We start from the raw sequence: 14,716 nt of genomic DNA, 5'->3' as shown, positions 1-14,716 counted from the left end.
GAACGTCCTGACCTCTCCGGAAGGACGCCCCCATGCCGGGCTGGAATGCGAGCGACATCCCCGACCAGAGCGGCCGCACGGCCGTCGTGACCGGGGCGAACAGCGGCATCGGCTATGTCACGGCGCGTGAGCTGGCCCGGCGCGGGGCGCGCGTCGTGCTCGCCTGCCGCAGCGAGTCGCGGGGGGCCGGGGCAGCTTCCCGGATCGCCGCCGAAGTCCCGGGCGTGGACGTCGAGTTCGCGCCGCTCGACCTAGACGATCTGAAGTCCGTACGGGAGTTCGCGGCCTCCCATGCGCCCGCGCGCATCGATCTGCTGATCAACAACGCGGGCGTCATGGCCCTGCCGTACGCGCGGACCGCCGACGGGTTCGAGACGCAGTTCGGGGTGAACCACCTCGGCCACTTCGCCCTGACCGGGCTGCTGCTGCCCCGCATCGAGAACGTCGACGGCGCGCGCGTCGTGACCGTATCCAGCGGGCTGCACGCGCTCGCCAACATCGACATCGGCGACCTCAACAGCGAGCGCCGCTACCGGCGTTGGGTCGCGTACGGCCGCTCCAAGACCGCCAACCTGCTGTTCACGCACGAGCTCGCCCGCCGGCTCGCCGCGCGCGGGTCGGGTGTCGTGGCCGCCGCCGCGCATCCCGGGTACGCGAGCACCAACCTTCAGGCGGCAGGCCCGCAGTTGGAGGGGCGGCGGTTCGTAGAGCGCGCGGTCGGCCTCGCGAACCGGGTCGTGGCCCAGTCGGCGGAGGCGGGCGCGCTGCCCACGCTGTACGCGGCCACGGCCCCCGCCGTCCGCCCCGACTCCTTCACCGGCCCCCGCCTCCAGGGCTGGCGCGGCGCCCCCGCGAAGTCGTGGCGAGCCCCGTGGACCCTCAACGACATTGCGGGGGAACGGCTTTGGGTGGCTTCGGAGCAGCTTACGGGTGTGCGGTACGGGTCTCTGTGACGAAAGCCGTCCAGCTTTCCGCCGGGAAGATCAGTACGGGGCCGTCGGTCTGCTTGCTGTCCCGTACGGGGACGATGGCGGGTACGTTGCGCGCGACCTCGACGCATTCGCCGCCCGAGGCGTTGCTGTAACTGCTCTTCTGCCAGCGGGCGTTGCTCAGGTCGTACGTACGCATCGTCTGTGGTCCTCCGCCGCCGAAGCGATCAGTTCGAGGGACGCCTCCGGCGACAGCGCGGCGACCCTGAGCAGATCGTATGTCCGTTGGGCACGCTTCACCACGGCCGGTTCGTCGATCAAAGTTCCTGAGAACTCAGTTTCCGTGTAGGCGACTGGCGGGGCGTCGTCGAACTCCATGAGCCGGAACATTCCGTTCATCGAGGCGTGGGCGCCTTTTGCGTACGGGATGATCGTGACCAGCACGGTCCGCTCGCGGATGCGCGCCACTATCCGGTCCAGCTGGTCGGCCATCGTGCTCGGGCCGCCCACCGGAGTGCGCAGCACGTGCTCGTGCAGGATCACCCAGAACTCGGGGCGGGTGGCATCGGCGAGGATCTGTGCTCGCTCCATCCGCGCGTCGATGGTGTCCTGCATCTGCTCCTCGGTGGCGAAGGGGTCGTCCTCCGTCATGAGTGCGCGGTTGTAGGCCTCGGTCTGCAGCAACCCCGGCACCACCAGCGGAGCAAAGTCGCAGATCTTGGTTGCCGTCCGCTCCAGCTCCGCGACTTCCTCGAAGTAAGAGGCGAACCGCCGCTCACGGATCAGCTTGTGCCACGTCCGCTCGAAGAATCCGCCCGTCCGTAACACCTCGTCGATGCGGATCGCCACATCCAACTGCGGTTTGCGGAAGGCCTGTTCGAACTGGCCGATGTAGCCGCCGGACACGAAGACCCGGTCGCCGAGCTGGGTCTGCGTGAGACCCGCCTCCTCCCGGCGGCGTTTCAGCTCTTCCCCGAAGTACTCCCACGCGGCTTTCCTGCGAGTGTTCGCCACCGCTCAACCTCCCTGTTAGGCGGGCGCGTTGCTGCTGAGCCTAACCACGGAGGGTGAGCGGTGGCGCGCTCACCGTGAAATTCTCATAAAGCAAGGCTCATGTAGCGACGCGCACCGCGTAAGCCCGTACCGAGACGCCCTCGTCGTCCAGGCACCGCCCCGTCGTCAGGTCGAAGCGCTGCTTCAGGAGCGGGGACGCCACGAACGCCGAGCCGTCGGACGAACCCATCAGGCCGCGGGAGAGGACCGCCGCGCCGGTGAACGGGTCCCGGTTGTCGATCGCGTACCAGCGGCCCGTGCGGTCCTGGAAGACCGCCGCCTGGCTGCCGTCGGGGAGCAGGACGGCCACGCCGCGACCGGGGGTGATCCGGGCCGGGTCGTCGCAGACCGGCAGCCAGTCGCCGTCCACGTACAGCTGGACGTATGCAGTGGTCGTCTCAACAGCGAGGATCGTCATCGGGTCGCGGTTCCTTCCAGGGGGCGGGCGGTCAGGTTGAGGAGGGGGAGGTCCGGCTTGATCTGGTCGCGTTCCGGTACGAACTGCACCGTCGGGTCCGGGACTTCGGGTGCGTTGACGAACGACACGAAGCGGGCCAGGCGCTCCGGGTCGTCGAGCGTGGACGCCCACTCGTCGCGGTAGCCGGCGACGTGCGCGGACATCAGCTGCTCCAGGTCGGCGCAGATGCCCAGGGAGTCTTCGACGACCACGTCCCGTACGTGGTCGAGGCCGCCCTCGATCCGCTCCAGCCAGGTCGACGTGCGCTCCAGGCGGTCGGCCGTGCGGATGTAGAACATCAGGAAGCGGTCGATCAGGCGGATGAGCTGGTCGTCGTCCAGGTCCTGGGCGAGCAGGTCCGCGTGGCGCGGGGTCGCGCCGCCGTTGCCGCCGACGTACAGGTTCCAGCCGTTGGACGTGGCGATCACGCCGAAGTCCTTGGACTGGGCCTCCGCGCACTCGCGGGCGCAGCCGGAGACGGCCGACTTCAGCTTGTGCGGGGAGCGCAGGCCGCGGTAGCGCAGCTCCAGGTCGATGGCCATGCGGACGCTGTCCTGCACGCCGTAGCGGCACCAGGTCGAGCCGACACAGGACTTGACCGTACGGAGGGATTTTCCGTACGCGTGGCCGGACTCGAAGCCCGCGTGCACCAACTTGGCCCAGATGAGCGGGAGTTGTTCGACCCGCGCGCCGAACATGTCGATGCGCTGGCCGCCGGTGATCTTCGTGTAGAGGCCGAAGTCGCGGGCGACCTCGCCGATCACGATGAGTTTCTCCGGGGTGATCTCGCCGCCGGGGATGCGCGGCACGATCGAGTACGAGCCGTTCTTCTGCAGGTTGGCGAGGAAGTGGTCGTTGGTGTCCTGGAGGGCCGCCTGCTCGCCGTCGAGGACGTAGCCGTCCGCGCCGAGGGTGGGGGCGAGGGACGCGATGATCGAGCCGACGGTCGGCTTGCAGATCTCGCAGCCGTCGCCGCCGCGCGCCTCCTCGCGGCCGTGCGCGTCCAGGAGTTCCTGGTACGAGGTGAGGCGCAGGGCGAGGACGATCTCGTACAGCTCCTGGCGGGTCTGGGCGAAGCAGCCGCACAGGCCCTTGTCGACCTCGACGCCGCCCGCCTCCAGCTCCGCCGTGACGAGCTGGCCGAGGACCTTCACGCAACTGCCGCAGCCCGTACCGGCCTTGGTGCACTTCTTGACCTCCGGCACGCTCGTGCAGGAGTGCTCGGTGACCGCGCCGCGGATGGCGCCCTTGGTGACGTTGTGGCAGGAGCAGATGACGGCCTCGTCGGGGAGCGCCGCCGGGCCGAGGGAGACGGGCGCGCCCGCGCCGGCCGGGAGGACCAGCTGCTCCGGCGAGATGGGCGGCACGCTGCCGGTGAGCGGGCGGAGCGTGCCGTACGCCTCCGCGTCGCCGACGAGGACGCCGCCGAGGAGTTCGCCGCCCGCGCCGATGACCAGCTTCTTGTACGTGCCGGAGCGGGAGTCCGCGTACACCACGTCGAGGCAGCCCTCGGTGGTGCCGTGCGCGTCGCCGAACGACGCCACGTCGACGCCGAGGAGCTTCAGCTTGGTGGACATGTCGGCGCCCGTGAAGCCGCTGTTCTCTTCTTCCGCGATGGCGGCCGCGGCGACCTGCGCCATCTCGTAGCCGGGCGCGACCAGGCCGTAGACCCGGCCGTCGGAGGCGAGCGCGCACTCGCCGATGGCGAAGATCCGCGGGTCGCTGGTGCGGCACTGCTCGTCGACCGCGATGCCGCCGCGCTCGCCGACGGTGAGGCCGCAGTCGCGGGCGAGCTGGTCGCGGGGGCGGACTCCGGCGCTGAACACGACCATGTCCGTGGCCAGTTCGGAGCCGTCCGACAGGCGCATGGCGGTCACGGAGCCGTCCTCGCCGGTGACGATCTCCTGCGTGCCCGTGCCGGTGTGCACGGTCAGGCCCATGTCGGTGATCGTGCGGTGCAGGGCCGCGCCGCCGCCCTCGTCGACCTGCACCGGCATGAGGCGCGGCGCGAACTCGACGATGTGGGTGGAGAGTCCGAGGCCCTTGAGCGCGCCCGCCGCCTCCAGGCCGAGCAGACCGCCGCCGACGACGGCTCCGGTCGTGGCGTTCTTCGCGTACTCCTCGATCGCGAGCAGGTCCTCGATCGTGCGGTAGACGAAGCAGCCCGCCGCGTCCTTGCCCGGCACCGGCGGCACGAACGGGTACGAGCCGGTGGCCAGGACGAGGGTGTCGTACGCGACGGTCAGACCCGAGCGGGCCGTGACGACGCCGCGCTCACGGTCGATCGTCTCCGCCGGGTCGCCGAGGTGCAGCTCGATGCCGTACTTCGCGAGGAACTCCTCGTCCGACAGGGACAGTTCGGCGGGCGTGCGGCCGGCGAAGTACGAGGTCAGCTGCACCCGGTCGTAGGCGGGGCGGGGCTCCTCGCACAGGACGACCACCCGGTCGCGGCCGGCGACGCCGTGCTCGGCCAGGGCCTCCAGGAACCGCTGGCCGACCATGCCGTGGCCGACGAGCACGATCGTGCGGGGGGTTGTGGACATCAGGAGCCTCCGTCAGGTCCGTCGGGGGTGAGCAGATGGAGCAGGGGGGCCTGGGGCAGCGGCTCGGCCGCCTCCCAGGCGCGGGCGAGCGCGCCGACGGTGCCGAGCTCGCCGAGAAGTACGCCGCCGACCAGACGGTCGTCGCGGACGACGACCTGGCGGTAGGTGCCGCGGGTGGCGTCGGCGAGGCGGACCACGTCGTCGCCGGGCAGCGGGTCGGACTCGCCGAACGTGGCGAGGTCCAGGGGGCCGGTGCCGGTGCCGTTGCTGTTTGTGGCCGGCCCGGTGACGTTCAGGGTGAGGCGGGTGAGGGCGCGGGTGCCGGTGTAGACGTTCCCGTCGTCCTTGAGGATCAACTCGGCCAGCGCGTCGGCCTGTTCGATGGCCGGGGCGGCGAGCCCGTACACCCGGCCGTCGTGCTCGGCGCAGTCGCCGATGGCGTGGATGTGCGGGTCGCTGGTGCGCAGCTCGTCGTCGACGACGACGCCGCGCCGCACATCGAGCCCGGCCTGCTGCGCGAGGCCCACGCGGGGGCGCACGCCGCAGGCGAGGACGACGAGGTCGGCGTCGAGCGCGTAGCCGTCGGCGAGCGTGACGCCCGTGACGGCGCCGCCCTCGGTGGTGAGGGCGCGCACCCGGCACTCGGTGTGCACCTCCACGCCCAGGTTCCCGGTGAGGTGCTGCCGCACCAAGTCGCTTGCTGTGGCGTCGAGTTGGCGTTCCATGAGCCGCTCGCCCTGCTGGGCCAGGACCACCTGCGCGCCGCGCTCGGCGAGCGCGCGGGCCGCGGACACGCCGAGCAGCCCGCCGCCGATGACGACGGCCCGGCTGCCCTCGCGTACGGCCTTCGAGAGGGCGAGGCAGTCGTCCATGGTGCGGAACGCGTGCACGCCGTCGGGCAGGCCCGGCCGGTCCTCGGTGAACAGCCCGCGCAGCGGGGGCAGGACCGGGTTCGAGCCGGTCGCGAGGACCAGCTTGTCGTACGCGATCCGGCCGCCGCCCGCGACGTGCACGAACCGGTCCTCCCGGTCGATCCGCTCCACCCGGCCCCGGCGCACCGGCGCGGGCGAAGGCAGCGCGATCACCTCCGGCCCGTACCGCCCGGCGAGCACTTCGGCGAGCAGCACACGGTTGTACGGGGCGTGCTGCTCGTCGCCGAGGAGGGTGACAACGGGAGGCGTACGGTGCGTCCCGCCTGCGGCCGAGGCCTGGGCGAGCTGCTGCGCGAGCCGCACGCCCGCCGTGCCCGCGCCGATCACCACGATCTGTGAACCCATGCAGAGCAGCGTGCGGGGCCGGTGTTACCCGTCCGCATCCCTTCTGTTTCCCGTACGGAACGCGTCCCTCAACCGGGCGGGGGAGGGAGTGTGAGGGTCCCTTGCGGGTGGCTGGGGGTGGCTGTGAGGGGTGGGCCTTAATCCTCGTTGAGGGGGTTCTCAAGGGAACCTTAAGGATCGGCGGCAGGGGTCTGACCTGGTGTTTTCGTACGTTCCCAGGACCTAGGTTCGAGGGCGTGAGAGCTTCCGCCCCCGCTGCCGCCGCTGCCGCCGTGCCCGAACCGGTCCGGCCGATCCGGGTCGACCCCCGGGTGCTGCGGACGACCCTGACCGCCGGCGCGGCACTGGTCACCGCGCTCTGGGCGGCGCAGGCCCACTACTCCGCGAGGCTCGACGCCCTCTTCGCCACCGGAGCCCACCTCACCGGCCTCCTCGCCGCCTACGGAGTGCTGGTCATGCTCTTCCTGATGGCCCGCGTCCCCGCGGTGGAGCACGGCGTCGGCGCCGACCGCCTCGCCCGCCGGCACGCGCTCGGCGGCCGCTGGGTGCTGACCCTCTGCGCCGCCCACACCCTGCTCGCCCTCTGCGGGTACGCGGCCCACACCGGCGACGACCTCCTCAGCGCCGCCGCCGACCTGCTCGGCTACCCCGCCCTCGCGGCCGCCGCGCTCGGCACCGCCCTGCTCGGCGCCGTCGGCGTCAGCTCGGCCCGCGCGCTGCGCCGCCGCGTCCCGCACGAGACGTGGCGTGCCCTGCACCTGCTCACGTACGTCGGCGCGGGGCTCGCCTTCGCGCACCAGCTCGCCGGGCCCGACCTCGCGGGCAGCGTCCTCGCCGGCTGGCTCTGGTCCCTGCTGCACGCCACGGTCGCCGTGCTGCTCGTCTGGTACCGGCTCGTCGTCCCCGTACGCCAGGCCCTGCGGCACAGCCTGCGCGTACGGGAGGTGACGGTGGAGGGGCCCGACGTGGTCTCCGTCGTCATGCAGGGCATAGGCCTCGACGAACTCCGCGCGGAACCCGGGCAGTTCCTCCGCTGGCGGTTCCTGCAGCGCAGGCTCTGGCACACGGCCCTGCCCTTCTCGCTGTCCGCGCCGGTCCGCGACGACCGGGTACGGATCACCGTCAAGGCCGTCGGCGCGCACACCCGCCGGGTGCGCCGCCTTCGCCCCGGCACGCGCGTCCTCGCCACCGGCCCGTTCGGCGCCCTGACCGCGCACCGCCGCAGCCGGCGCAAGGTGCTGCTGCTCGCGGGCGGCGTCGGCATCACGCCCATGCGGGCCCTCTTCGAGACCCTGCCCTGCGCGCCCGGCGACCTGACGCTCCTCTATCGCGCGTCCAGCGCCGAACAGCTCGCCCTGCGCGCCGAGTTGGAGTCCATCGCCGCCGCCCGCGGGGCCTGCCTGCACTTCCTGCTCGGCCCCTCCGACGCCTCCTTCGACCCCCTCGCCCCGCAGGCCCTGCGCAACCTCGTGCCCGAACTCGCCGCGCACGACGTGTACTTGTGCGGCCCGCCCGGGATGGCCCGCGCCGCGACGACGGCGCTCGTACGGGCGGGGGTGCCCGCGGAACGTATACACGCCGAGAACTTCACGTACTGAGCTTTGGAGGGGCGTACGCCCATGGCCCGTCACCGCAAGCCCGTGCCCGTACGGGCAGTCACCCGCCAGGCCCGCCGGAACCTCGCCGTCGGCCTCGCCGCCGCGAGCGCGCTCGCCGCGACGCTGCTCACGGCCACCGTCGACCCTTCGGCCCCGCCCGCGCCGGACCGCCTCCCGGCGACGAGTTCCCGGTCGGAACCCCAGGCGGCCCCCTGACCCCTCACCCCGGGCCAGGGCTCCCGGAGGCCCTCCGGCTACTGTCGCGATCATGCCCGACATATCCCTGACCACGGTCGTGGTCCTCTGCCTCGCCGCGGCCGCTGCGGGCTGGATCGACGCGGTGGTGGGCGGCGGCGGACTGCTGCTGCTCCCCGCGCTCCTCATCGGCGTACCGCAGGTGCACCCCAGCTACGTGTACGGCACCAACAAGGCCGTCGCGATCGTCGGCACCTCCGCCGCGGCCGTCACGTACGCCAGGAAAGCCCCGGTCGAGGTCGGCACCGCCGTGAAGATCGGCCTCGCGGCGCTCGCCGGGTCGATGGGCGGGGCGTTCTTCGCCGCCGGGATCAGCGCCGACGTGCTGCGGCCCATGATCATGGTGGTGCTGCTCGGCGTGCTCGCCTTCGTGATGCTGCGCCCGGCCTTCGGCAGCGGCGCGGTCGCGGGCCCGCCGACCAGGCAGCGGGTGCTCGCCGCGATCGGCCTCGCGGGCCTCGGCATCGGCTTCTACGACGGCCTGTTCGGGCCCGGCACCGGCACGTTCCTGGTGATCGCGCTCACCGCGGTCCTGCACATGGACCTCGTGCACGCCTCCGCCACCGCGAAGATCGTCAACGTCTGCACCAACCTGGGCGCCCTCGCGATGTTCAGCTACCAGGGCACCGTGATGTGGCAACTGGCCGCCGGAATGGCCGTGTTCAACCTCGTCGGCGGCACGGTCGGCGCGCGCATGGCGCTGAAGAAGGGCAGCGGGTTCGTGCGCGGCGTACTTGTGGTCGTCGTGGTCACGCTGGTGGGGAAGCTGGCGTACGACCAGTGGCTGGGCTGAGTTCTCCCAGGGCGGCCTACGCCCGGGTGCCCGTCAGGTGGGCGAAGACCACGACGTTGCCGAGGTAGCCCGACTTCTTCGAGTAGCCGCCGCCGCAGGTGATCACCCGCAGCTCGGGGCGCGGTGCGGCCCCGTACACCTTGTCGTCGGGGAAGTGCCGGCTGTCGTAGACCTCCACCGCGTCGACCGTGAACACCGCCGTACGGCCGTCGTCCCGGTCCACCTCGACGGTCTGGCCCTTGCGCAGCGCGCCGAGCGCGTAGAACACGGCGGGGCCCTCGGCGTTGTCGACATGCCCGGCCACGACGGAGGTGCCGCGCTCGCCGGGCGTGGTGCCCGCCTCGTACCAGCCGGCCAGATTGTTCTTCTCCGCGGGCGGTACGTCGAGGCTGCCCTCGCGCGTCAGGCGCAGGCCCATCAGCGGGGCGTCGACGCTGAGGGACGGGATGCGTATGCGGGTGGGCGGCGCCGGGGGCAGTGCGGGGGCCGCGTCGGTGGCGCGCGGCGCCGGGCCCGCGGGGGCGTCGGCGGACTCGGCGGCGGACGGCTGCGGCGGGGTGTGCGTGGCGCCGTTCTCAAGGAGCCACACGCCTGAGCAGAGGGCCAGGACGGAGACCGCGGCTATCGCGGCGCGCAGCGAACGGTGGGTTCGGTGGGTCTTGTGGGTCCCATGGGTCCCGTGGGGGCGCCGGGGGTGGTCGGGCTGGTCGGGCTGGTGGGGTCGGCGGGGGTGGTTCTCGTCGGTGGTGCGGGCGTGCGGCATGGTGAGCCCCTCGGGTCGTACGTGCCCCGCGTCCCCCTCCGAGCCGCGTGCGGAGTCGGACTCGAAGGGGGCGGGGGCGGCGGTACCGGTGGACAGCGGAGGTTGTCCGGTCAGATCCCGTCGCCACTCGCCCGGCGATGCAGGAGCCAGGTACCGCCCGCGGCGGCGACGGCCAGGGCCGCCACGCCCGCCGCGGTCTGCACAGGGTCGGGCCCGAGCGCGCCGCCGACCCCCGTCTTCACATGTCCCTTCGGGTTCACCGGCCCCGACGGCTCGGTCAGGCTCACCATCAGGTCGCCCGAGATCTCCTTGCCGTCGGCGCATCGCGCCCGGATCGCGTACGTGCCGGGCGACGCGGACGACGGCACCGAGAACCGGCCGACGACGACCTCGTCGTGCGTACCGACCGCGAGCTTGAACATGCCCGCCCCGACCGCGCTGGCGTCACCGCTGGCGTGGGACCGGACGCCGCAGGCGAGGGTGTGCACCGTGACCTTCGCGCCGGGCGTGACGGTGGAGGGATACAGGTCGAGGCTGGTGTCGGGCCGATCGCCTTCCGTGACGGCCTGTGCCGCCGGGCCTGCCCCTGGGATGCCCGCTGCCCCTGGGGTCCCTGGGGTCCCTGGGGTCCCTGGGGTCCCTGGGGCCTTTGGGGTCTCTGGGGTGAGTGCGTGTGCGGGACCCGCGGTGAGGCACGCGGAGGCGGCGACGACGAGCGCGGCTGCGGTCAGCGGGCGGCGGGTGGCGGTGCGCATCTCAGTCCTCCGAGAGAGCGCGGCCCGCAGCACCCCCATGTGCCGCTGAGTCGGTCGCGCCCTTGGTACGAGGCTCGTCGCACTCGTCCCGGCACGCCTGCCGATGACCGGGCCGACGGCCCGCCCCGAGCCCTGGCCCGCCTTGCCGGCCGCGACGTTCCAGCAGGTCATGGGGGTGCGGTGGAGTGCGGTGGCGGAGTGCTCGAAGTCCGGGCGCAGGGCTGTGAACGGGTGATGCGGAGGGACCGCTTGACCTCAACAAAGGTTGAGCTATCAGAGTGTTCCTCATGACTTCCGCAACGAACTCTGCGACTTCCGCTGCTACTGCTACTGCTACTGCTACTGCTACCGCTACTGCTGGTGCCGCCGCTGATGCCACTGCCCCGCTGCGGGTGGCCGTGATCCTCGGCTCCGACCGGCACGGCCGCTTCGGCCCCGTCATCGGCGACTGGCTGCTCTCCCGCGTGCGCACCCGCGAGGACCTGGTCGTCGACGTCGTCGACGTCGCCGAGGCCGAGCTGCCCACCGCCTTCTCGCCGCACCCCGAACCCGACGTGCGGGACCGGCTCGCGCGGGTCGCCGCGCAGATCGACGCCGCCGACGCCTTCATCGTCGTCACACCCGAGTACAACCACTCCTTCCCGGCCGGCCTCAAGAACCTGATCGACCGGCACCGCGCCGAATGGCAGGCCAAGCCGGTCGCCTTCGTCTCGTACGGCGGGATCTCCGGCGGCCTGCGCGCGGTCGAGCAACTGCGCCAGGTCTTCGCCGAGTTGCACACCGTCACCGTCCGGGACACCGTCTCCTTCCACAGCGCGCAGGCCCACTTCGACGACGAGGGCAACCACCTGGACCCGGCGGGCCCCGACGCCGCCGCCAAGGTCCTGCTCGACCAGCTGACCTGGTGGGCACGGGCCCTCCGGGACGCCAAGGCGGTGCGACCGTACGGGAGTTGAGGTTCTCGCCGTCGCCCATCGCCCATCGCCCATCGCCGTCGACGGTGGGCCGCACCGGCGCGCACGGGCGGGTCTCCGGGACACTGTTACGTGGACGCGTACGACCGCAACGGAGGCCCGCCCATGGCCCAACACCCCGACATCCCCGTCGACACCGTGCTCACGGTGCTGACCACGACCGACTCCGCCGACAAGGCGCAGTCCCTCGCCGAAGGCGCGATCGCGGCCCGGCACGCCGCCTGCGCCCAGGTGTCCGGGCCCGTCACGTCCGTCTACCGCTGGGAGGGCGCCGTCACCACCGACCAGGAGTGGCAGGTGCTGTTCAAGACCACCGCCGACGGCTACCCCGCCCTGGAGCGGTGGATCACCGAGGCGCACGACTACGACACCCCGGAGATCATCGCCACCCCCGTGGTGCGCGGCAGCGCCGACTACCTGCGCTGGGTCCGCGCGGAGACCGCCAAGTGACCGACCCGTCCACGCCCTCCGGCCCGCTGCCGTTCTTCGTCTACGGCACGCTGCGCCCCGGCGAGTACAACCACGACCGGCATCTGCGCGGCCGGGTCGAGGCGGAGACCCCCGCCCTCCTCCCGGACGCCGCCCTGCACGAGGGGCCCGGCTACCCGTACCTGGTCGAGCAGCCGGGCGCGGGCCCGGTCCACGGCGAACTCCTCACCGCCCGCCCCGAGTCGTACGCCGCCGTCCTCGCCGACCTCGACCGCCTGGAGGACTACCGCCCCGGCGACCCGCACAACGACTACGAGCGCATCGCCCGCGACGTACACCTCCCGGACGGCACCACCCGCCGTGCCTGGGTCTATGTCGCAGCCCCCGCCGTACGCGCCCGCCTCCAGGCCCGCGCCGCCCGGCTGATCCCGGGCGGGGACTGGCGGGCAGATGACCGGCGGGCCGGGGAGGGGTGGCCCGGGGAGGGGCGTTAGGCCGCTTCCGCCGGGGCCGTCCGCTCCAGGCGGACCGCGCACACCTTGAACTCCGGCATCCGCGACACCGGGTCGAGCGCCGGGTGCGTGAGCGTGTTGGCCCGGCCCTCGCCCGCCCAGTGGAACGGCATGAACACCGTGTCCGGCCGGATCGACCGGGTCACCTTGGCCGGTGCGACCGCCGTGCCGCGCCGCGACACCACCGTCACCTCCTCGCCGTCCGCCACCCCGATCCGCTCGGCGAGCTGCGGGTGCAGCTCCACGAACGGTCCCGGCGCGGCGGCGTTCAGCTCCGCCACGCGCCGGGTCTGCGTACCCGACTGGTACTGCGCCACCACCCGGCCCGTGGTCAGCAGCACCGGGTACTCGGCGTCCGGCTCCTCCGCTGCCGCCCGGTGCGTCACCGGCACGAACCTGGCCCGCCCGTCCTCCGTGGCGAACCGGTCCAGGAACAGCCGCGGCGTGCCCGGATGAGCTGAGGTCGAGGCGAACTCCACTCGCCCGCCCGCCAGTTCGGCCGCCGAGTTGCCCAGACGCTCGGCCGACGGTTCGCCCGCCAGTTCGGCCGCCGGGTCGTCCGGCGCGGCGTCCAGGGCTGAGTCCTCCCCGTCTCCGCCCCCGTCCCCGCTCGCCGCCTCCGCAGGGCACGGCCAGAACACCCCGTCCTCCTCCGCGAGCCGCCGGTACGTGATCCCCGAGTAGTCGGCGGGGCCGCCCGCCGAGGCCCGGCGGAGCTCCTCGAAGACCTCCTCCGGGTCCGTGGGGAAGCCCTTCTCCACGCCGAGCCGCGCCGCGAGCTCGTGCAGCACGAACAGGTCGGTGCGCACCCCGGCCGGCGGCGTGATCGCCCGCCGCCGCAGCAGCACCCGCCCCTCCAGGTTCGTCGTCGTACCGGTCTCCTCCGCCCACTGCGTCACCGGCAGCACCACGTCCGCCAACTCGGCCGTCTCCGAGAGCACCACGTCCGCCACGGCCAGGAAGTCCAGCGAGCGCAGCCGCCCCTCGATGTGCGCCGCACGCGGCGCCGACACCACCGGGTTCGAGCCCATGAGCAGCAGCGACTTCACGTCCCCGCCGAGCGCGTCGAGCAGTTCGTACGCGCTGCGCCCCGGCCCCGGCAGCGACTCCGGGTCGACGCCCCACACCCCCGCCACATGCGCCCGCGCCGCCGGGTCGGTCAGCTTGCGGTAGCCCGGCAACTGGTCGGCCTTCTGCCCGTGTTCGCGTCCCCCCTGCCCGTTTCCCTGTCCCGTGAGGCAGCCGTACCCGGAGAGCGGCCTGCCCGCCCGGCCCGTCGCCAGCACCAGGTTGATCCACGCGCCCACCGTGTCCGTGCCCTTGGACTGCTGCTCCGGACCGCGCGCGGTGAGCACCATCGCGTGCTCCGGCGCGCAGAACAGCCTTACCGCCTCCCGCAGTTCGGGCACCGACACCCCGGTGATCCGCTCCACCAGCTCCGGCCAGTGCGCCATCGCCCCGGCCCGCGCCTCCTCCCACCCGCTCGTCCGCTCCCCGATGAACGCCTCGTCCGTACGCCCCTCCGCCACCACAAGGTGCAGCAGGCCGAGCGCGAGCGCCAGGTCCGTGCCGGGACGCGGCGCCAGGTGCAGGTCGGCCTGCTCCGCCGTGCGCGTGCGGCGCGGGTCGACCACGATCAACCTGCCGCCGTTCTCCCGCAGTTCCGTCAGGTACCGCAGCGCGGGCGGCATGGTCTCGGCGAGGTTCGAACCGACCAGGATCACGCAGCCCGTACGCGGAATGTCCTCCAGCGGGAACGGCAGCCCCCGGTCGAGCCCGAACGCCCGCTGGTGCGCGGCCGCCGCCGACGACATGCAGAACCGGCCGTTGTAGTCGATCTGCGACGTGCCGAGCACGACCCGCGCGAACTTTCCCAATCCGTACGCCTTCTCGTTGGTCAGCCCGCCCCCGCCGAACACCCCGACCGCATCCGGCCCGTGCTCCGCGCGCGTACGCGAGAGGCCCTCCGCGATCCGGTCGAGCGCCTCCTCCCAGGTGGCCGGTTCGAGCTTGCCGGTGGCGTGGGTCCGGATCAGCGGCTCGGTCAGACGCACCCGGGAGGACAGCACCTCGGTCGCCGTACGGCCCTTGCCGCACAGCGCGCCCCGGTTCACCGGGAACGCCCGCTCGACCACGGCCAAACCCCCGTCCCGCCCGGGATCCGGTGCAAGGCCCATCCCGCATTGCAGCGCGCAGTACGGGCAGTGCGTGGGGGTGGGCGATGCCGTGGTCTTGTGCATGCGCTCCAGCGTGGGTCCGGCTTGTTACGGAGCACTGTGCCGCCGCGTTACATGCCAGGTACGGGCACCTCAGCGCTCCCCTCGGCCGACGGTGAGGAGCCGGCCGGCGCCACCGCGTCCGTGGCTGGCCCGGCTGCC

General features: G+C 72.8%; 15 protein-coding genes. 7 read left to right on the top strand and 8 right to left on the bottom strand.

Going from position 1 to position 14,716, the window contains the following annotated elements; all coding sequences use genetic code 11:
- Positions 1 to 32 precede the first annotated feature (32 nt).
- Positions 33 to 953, top strand: coding sequence for an oxidoreductase (locus tag QIS96_RS21185; protein ID WP_282544243.1), 921 nt, complete (start codon positions 33 to 35; stop codon positions 951 to 953).
- On the opposite strand, the gene QIS96_RS21180 is transcribed toward QIS96_RS21185, so the two are convergent.
- The 5 genes from QIS96_RS21180 to QIS96_RS21160 form a co-directional block, all read right to left on the bottom strand.
- Entirely contained in the window at positions 925 to 1,128 is a 204-nt protein-coding gene (locus tag QIS96_RS21180; protein ID WP_282544242.1) for a DUF397 domain-containing protein, read from the bottom strand. The two genes, QIS96_RS21185 and QIS96_RS21180, sit on opposite strands and share 29 nt — an antisense overlap.
- A complete protein-coding gene (locus QIS96_RS21175; RefSeq protein ID WP_282544241.1) occupies positions 1,110 to 1,943 on the bottom strand; it encodes a helix-turn-helix domain-containing protein in 834 nt (277 codons plus the stop codon). The genes QIS96_RS21180 and QIS96_RS21175 overlap by 19 nt, the downstream gene beginning before the upstream one ends.
- 97 nt (positions 1,944 to 2,040) lie before the next feature.
- The gene (gene nirD / locus QIS96_RS21170; protein WP_282544240.1) at positions 2,041 to 2,400 is read right to left on the bottom strand and encodes a nitrite reductase small subunit NirD; all 360 of its coding nucleotides are present in this window, start codon (positions 2,398 to 2,400) and stop codon (positions 2,041 to 2,043) included.
- Positions 2,397 to 4,982, bottom strand: coding sequence for a nitrite reductase large subunit NirB (nirB, locus tag QIS96_RS21165; protein ID WP_282544239.1), 2,586 nt, complete (start codon positions 4,980 to 4,982; stop codon positions 2,397 to 2,399). Before nirB ends, nirD begins: the two co-directional genes overlap by 4 nt.
- A complete protein-coding gene (locus QIS96_RS21160) occupies positions 4,982 to 6,259 on the bottom strand; it encodes an NAD(P)/FAD-dependent oxidoreductase (RefSeq protein ID WP_282544238.1) in 1,278 nt (425 codons plus the stop codon). The genes nirB and QIS96_RS21160 overlap by 1 nt, the downstream gene beginning before the upstream one ends.
- 236 nt (positions 6,260 to 6,495) lie before the next feature.
- Here QIS96_RS21160 and QIS96_RS21155 point away from each other — a divergent pair, with 236 nt between their 5' ends.
- The 3 genes from QIS96_RS21155 to QIS96_RS21145 are packed head-to-tail and all read left to right on the top strand — an operon-like array spanning position 6,496 to position 8,905.
- Complete coding sequence (locus QIS96_RS21155) at positions 6,496 to 7,857, top strand: ferredoxin reductase family protein (protein ID WP_282544237.1); 1,362 nt, start codon at positions 6,496 to 6,498, stop codon at positions 7,855 to 7,857.
- A gap of 21 nt (positions 7,858 to 7,878) precedes the next feature.
- A complete protein-coding gene (locus QIS96_RS21150; protein ID WP_282544236.1) occupies positions 7,879 to 8,073 on the top strand; it encodes a hypothetical protein in 195 nt (64 codons plus the stop codon).
- Positions 8,074 to 8,125: 52 nt separating this feature from the next.
- Positions 8,126 to 8,905 (top strand): sulfite exporter TauE/SafE family protein, encoded by a 780-nt coding sequence (locus QIS96_RS21145; protein ID WP_282544235.1) that lies wholly within the window; start codon positions 8,126 to 8,128, stop codon positions 8,903 to 8,905.
- 16 nt (positions 8,906 to 8,921) lie between these two features.
- Here QIS96_RS21145 and QIS96_RS21140 read toward each other — a convergent pair whose 3' ends face one another.
- Both QIS96_RS21140 and QIS96_RS21135 read right to left on the bottom strand, forming a co-directional pair.
- Positions 8,922 to 9,668 (bottom strand): class F sortase, encoded by a 747-nt coding sequence (locus tag QIS96_RS21140; RefSeq protein WP_282544234.1) that lies wholly within the window; start codon positions 9,666 to 9,668, stop codon positions 8,922 to 8,924.
- 110 nt (positions 9,669 to 9,778) lie between these two features.
- A complete protein-coding gene (locus QIS96_RS21135; protein ID WP_282544233.1) occupies positions 9,779 to 10,423 on the bottom strand; it encodes a hypothetical protein in 645 nt (214 codons plus the stop codon).
- A gap of 287 nt (positions 10,424 to 10,710) precedes the next feature.
- Here QIS96_RS21135 and QIS96_RS21130 point away from each other — a divergent pair, with 287 nt between their 5' ends.
- From QIS96_RS21130 to QIS96_RS21120, 3 genes are all read left to right on the top strand, one after another.
- Positions 10,711 to 11,379: an NADPH-dependent FMN reductase gene (locus QIS96_RS21130; RefSeq protein WP_282544232.1), complete on the top strand. Its 669-nt coding sequence runs from the start codon at positions 10,711 to 10,713 to the stop codon at positions 11,377 to 11,379.
- 123 nt (positions 11,380 to 11,502) lie between these two features.
- A complete protein-coding gene (gene cutA, locus QIS96_RS21125) occupies positions 11,503 to 11,847 on the top strand; it encodes a divalent-cation tolerance protein CutA (RefSeq protein ID WP_282544231.1) in 345 nt (114 codons plus the stop codon).
- On the top strand, positions 11,844 to 12,320 hold the full coding sequence (locus tag QIS96_RS21120; RefSeq protein ID WP_282544230.1) for a gamma-glutamylcyclotransferase family protein: 477 nt from the start codon (positions 11,844 to 11,846) through the stop codon (positions 12,318 to 12,320). The genes cutA and QIS96_RS21120 overlap by 4 nt, the downstream gene beginning before the upstream one ends.
- Here the strand turns inward: QIS96_RS21120 and QIS96_RS21115 are convergent.
- Positions 12,317 to 14,578, bottom strand: coding sequence for a molybdopterin oxidoreductase family protein (locus QIS96_RS21115; RefSeq protein WP_282544229.1), 2,262 nt, complete (start codon positions 14,576 to 14,578; stop codon positions 12,317 to 12,319). The genes QIS96_RS21120 and QIS96_RS21115 overlap by 4 nt on opposite strands.
- Between the last annotated feature and the right edge of the window lie 138 nt (positions 14,579 to 14,716).

Source organism: Streptomyces cavernicola, from assembly GCF_029968035.1.
Lineage (GTDB): Bacteria > Actinomycetota > Actinomycetes > Streptomycetales > Streptomycetaceae > Streptomyces > Streptomyces cavernicola.
Note: the sequence above shows the minus strand (reverse complement) of the source record. Positions and strands in the feature narration are given on the sequence as shown.

Bases quoted from the DNA above. Each gene is read 5' to 3' on its own strand.
- QIS96_RS21185 (WP_282544243.1), top strand. From the start codon at position 33: ATGCCGGGCTGGAATGCGAGCGACATCCCCGACCAGAGCGGCCGCACG.
- QIS96_RS21180 (WP_282544242.1), bottom strand. From the start codon at position 1,128: ATGCGTACGTACGACCTGAGCAACGCCCGCTGGCAGAAGAGCAGTTAC.
- nirD (WP_282544240.1), bottom strand. From the start codon at position 2,400: ATGACGATCCTCGCTGTTGAGACGACCACTGCATACGTCCAGCTGTAC.
- nirB (WP_282544239.1), bottom strand. From the start codon at position 4,982: ATGTCCACAACCCCCCGCACGATCGTGCTCGTCGGCCACGGCATGGTC.
- QIS96_RS21160 (WP_282544238.1), bottom strand. From the start codon at position 6,259: ATGGGTTCACAGATCGTGGTGATCGGCGCGGGCACGGCGGGCGTGCGG.
- QIS96_RS21150 (WP_282544236.1), top strand. From the start codon at position 7,879: ATGGCCCGTCACCGCAAGCCCGTGCCCGTACGGGCAGTCACCCGCCAG.
- QIS96_RS21145 (WP_282544235.1), top strand. From the start codon at position 8,126: ATGCCCGACATATCCCTGACCACGGTCGTGGTCCTCTGCCTCGCCGCG.
- QIS96_RS21140 (WP_282544234.1), bottom strand. From the start codon at position 9,668: ATGCCGCACGCCCGCACCACCGACGAGAACCACCCCCGCCGACCCCAC.
- QIS96_RS21135 (WP_282544233.1), bottom strand. From the start codon at position 10,423: ATGCGCACCGCCACCCGCCGCCCGCTGACCGCAGCCGCGCTCGTCGTC.
- QIS96_RS21130 (WP_282544232.1), top strand. From the start codon at position 10,711: ATGACTTCCGCAACGAACTCTGCGACTTCCGCTGCTACTGCTACTGCT.
- cutA (WP_282544231.1), top strand. From the start codon at position 11,503: ATGGCCCAACACCCCGACATCCCCGTCGACACCGTGCTCACGGTGCTG.
- QIS96_RS21115 (WP_282544229.1), bottom strand. From the start codon at position 14,578: ATGCACAAGACCACGGCATCGCCCACCCCCACGCACTGCCCGTACTGC.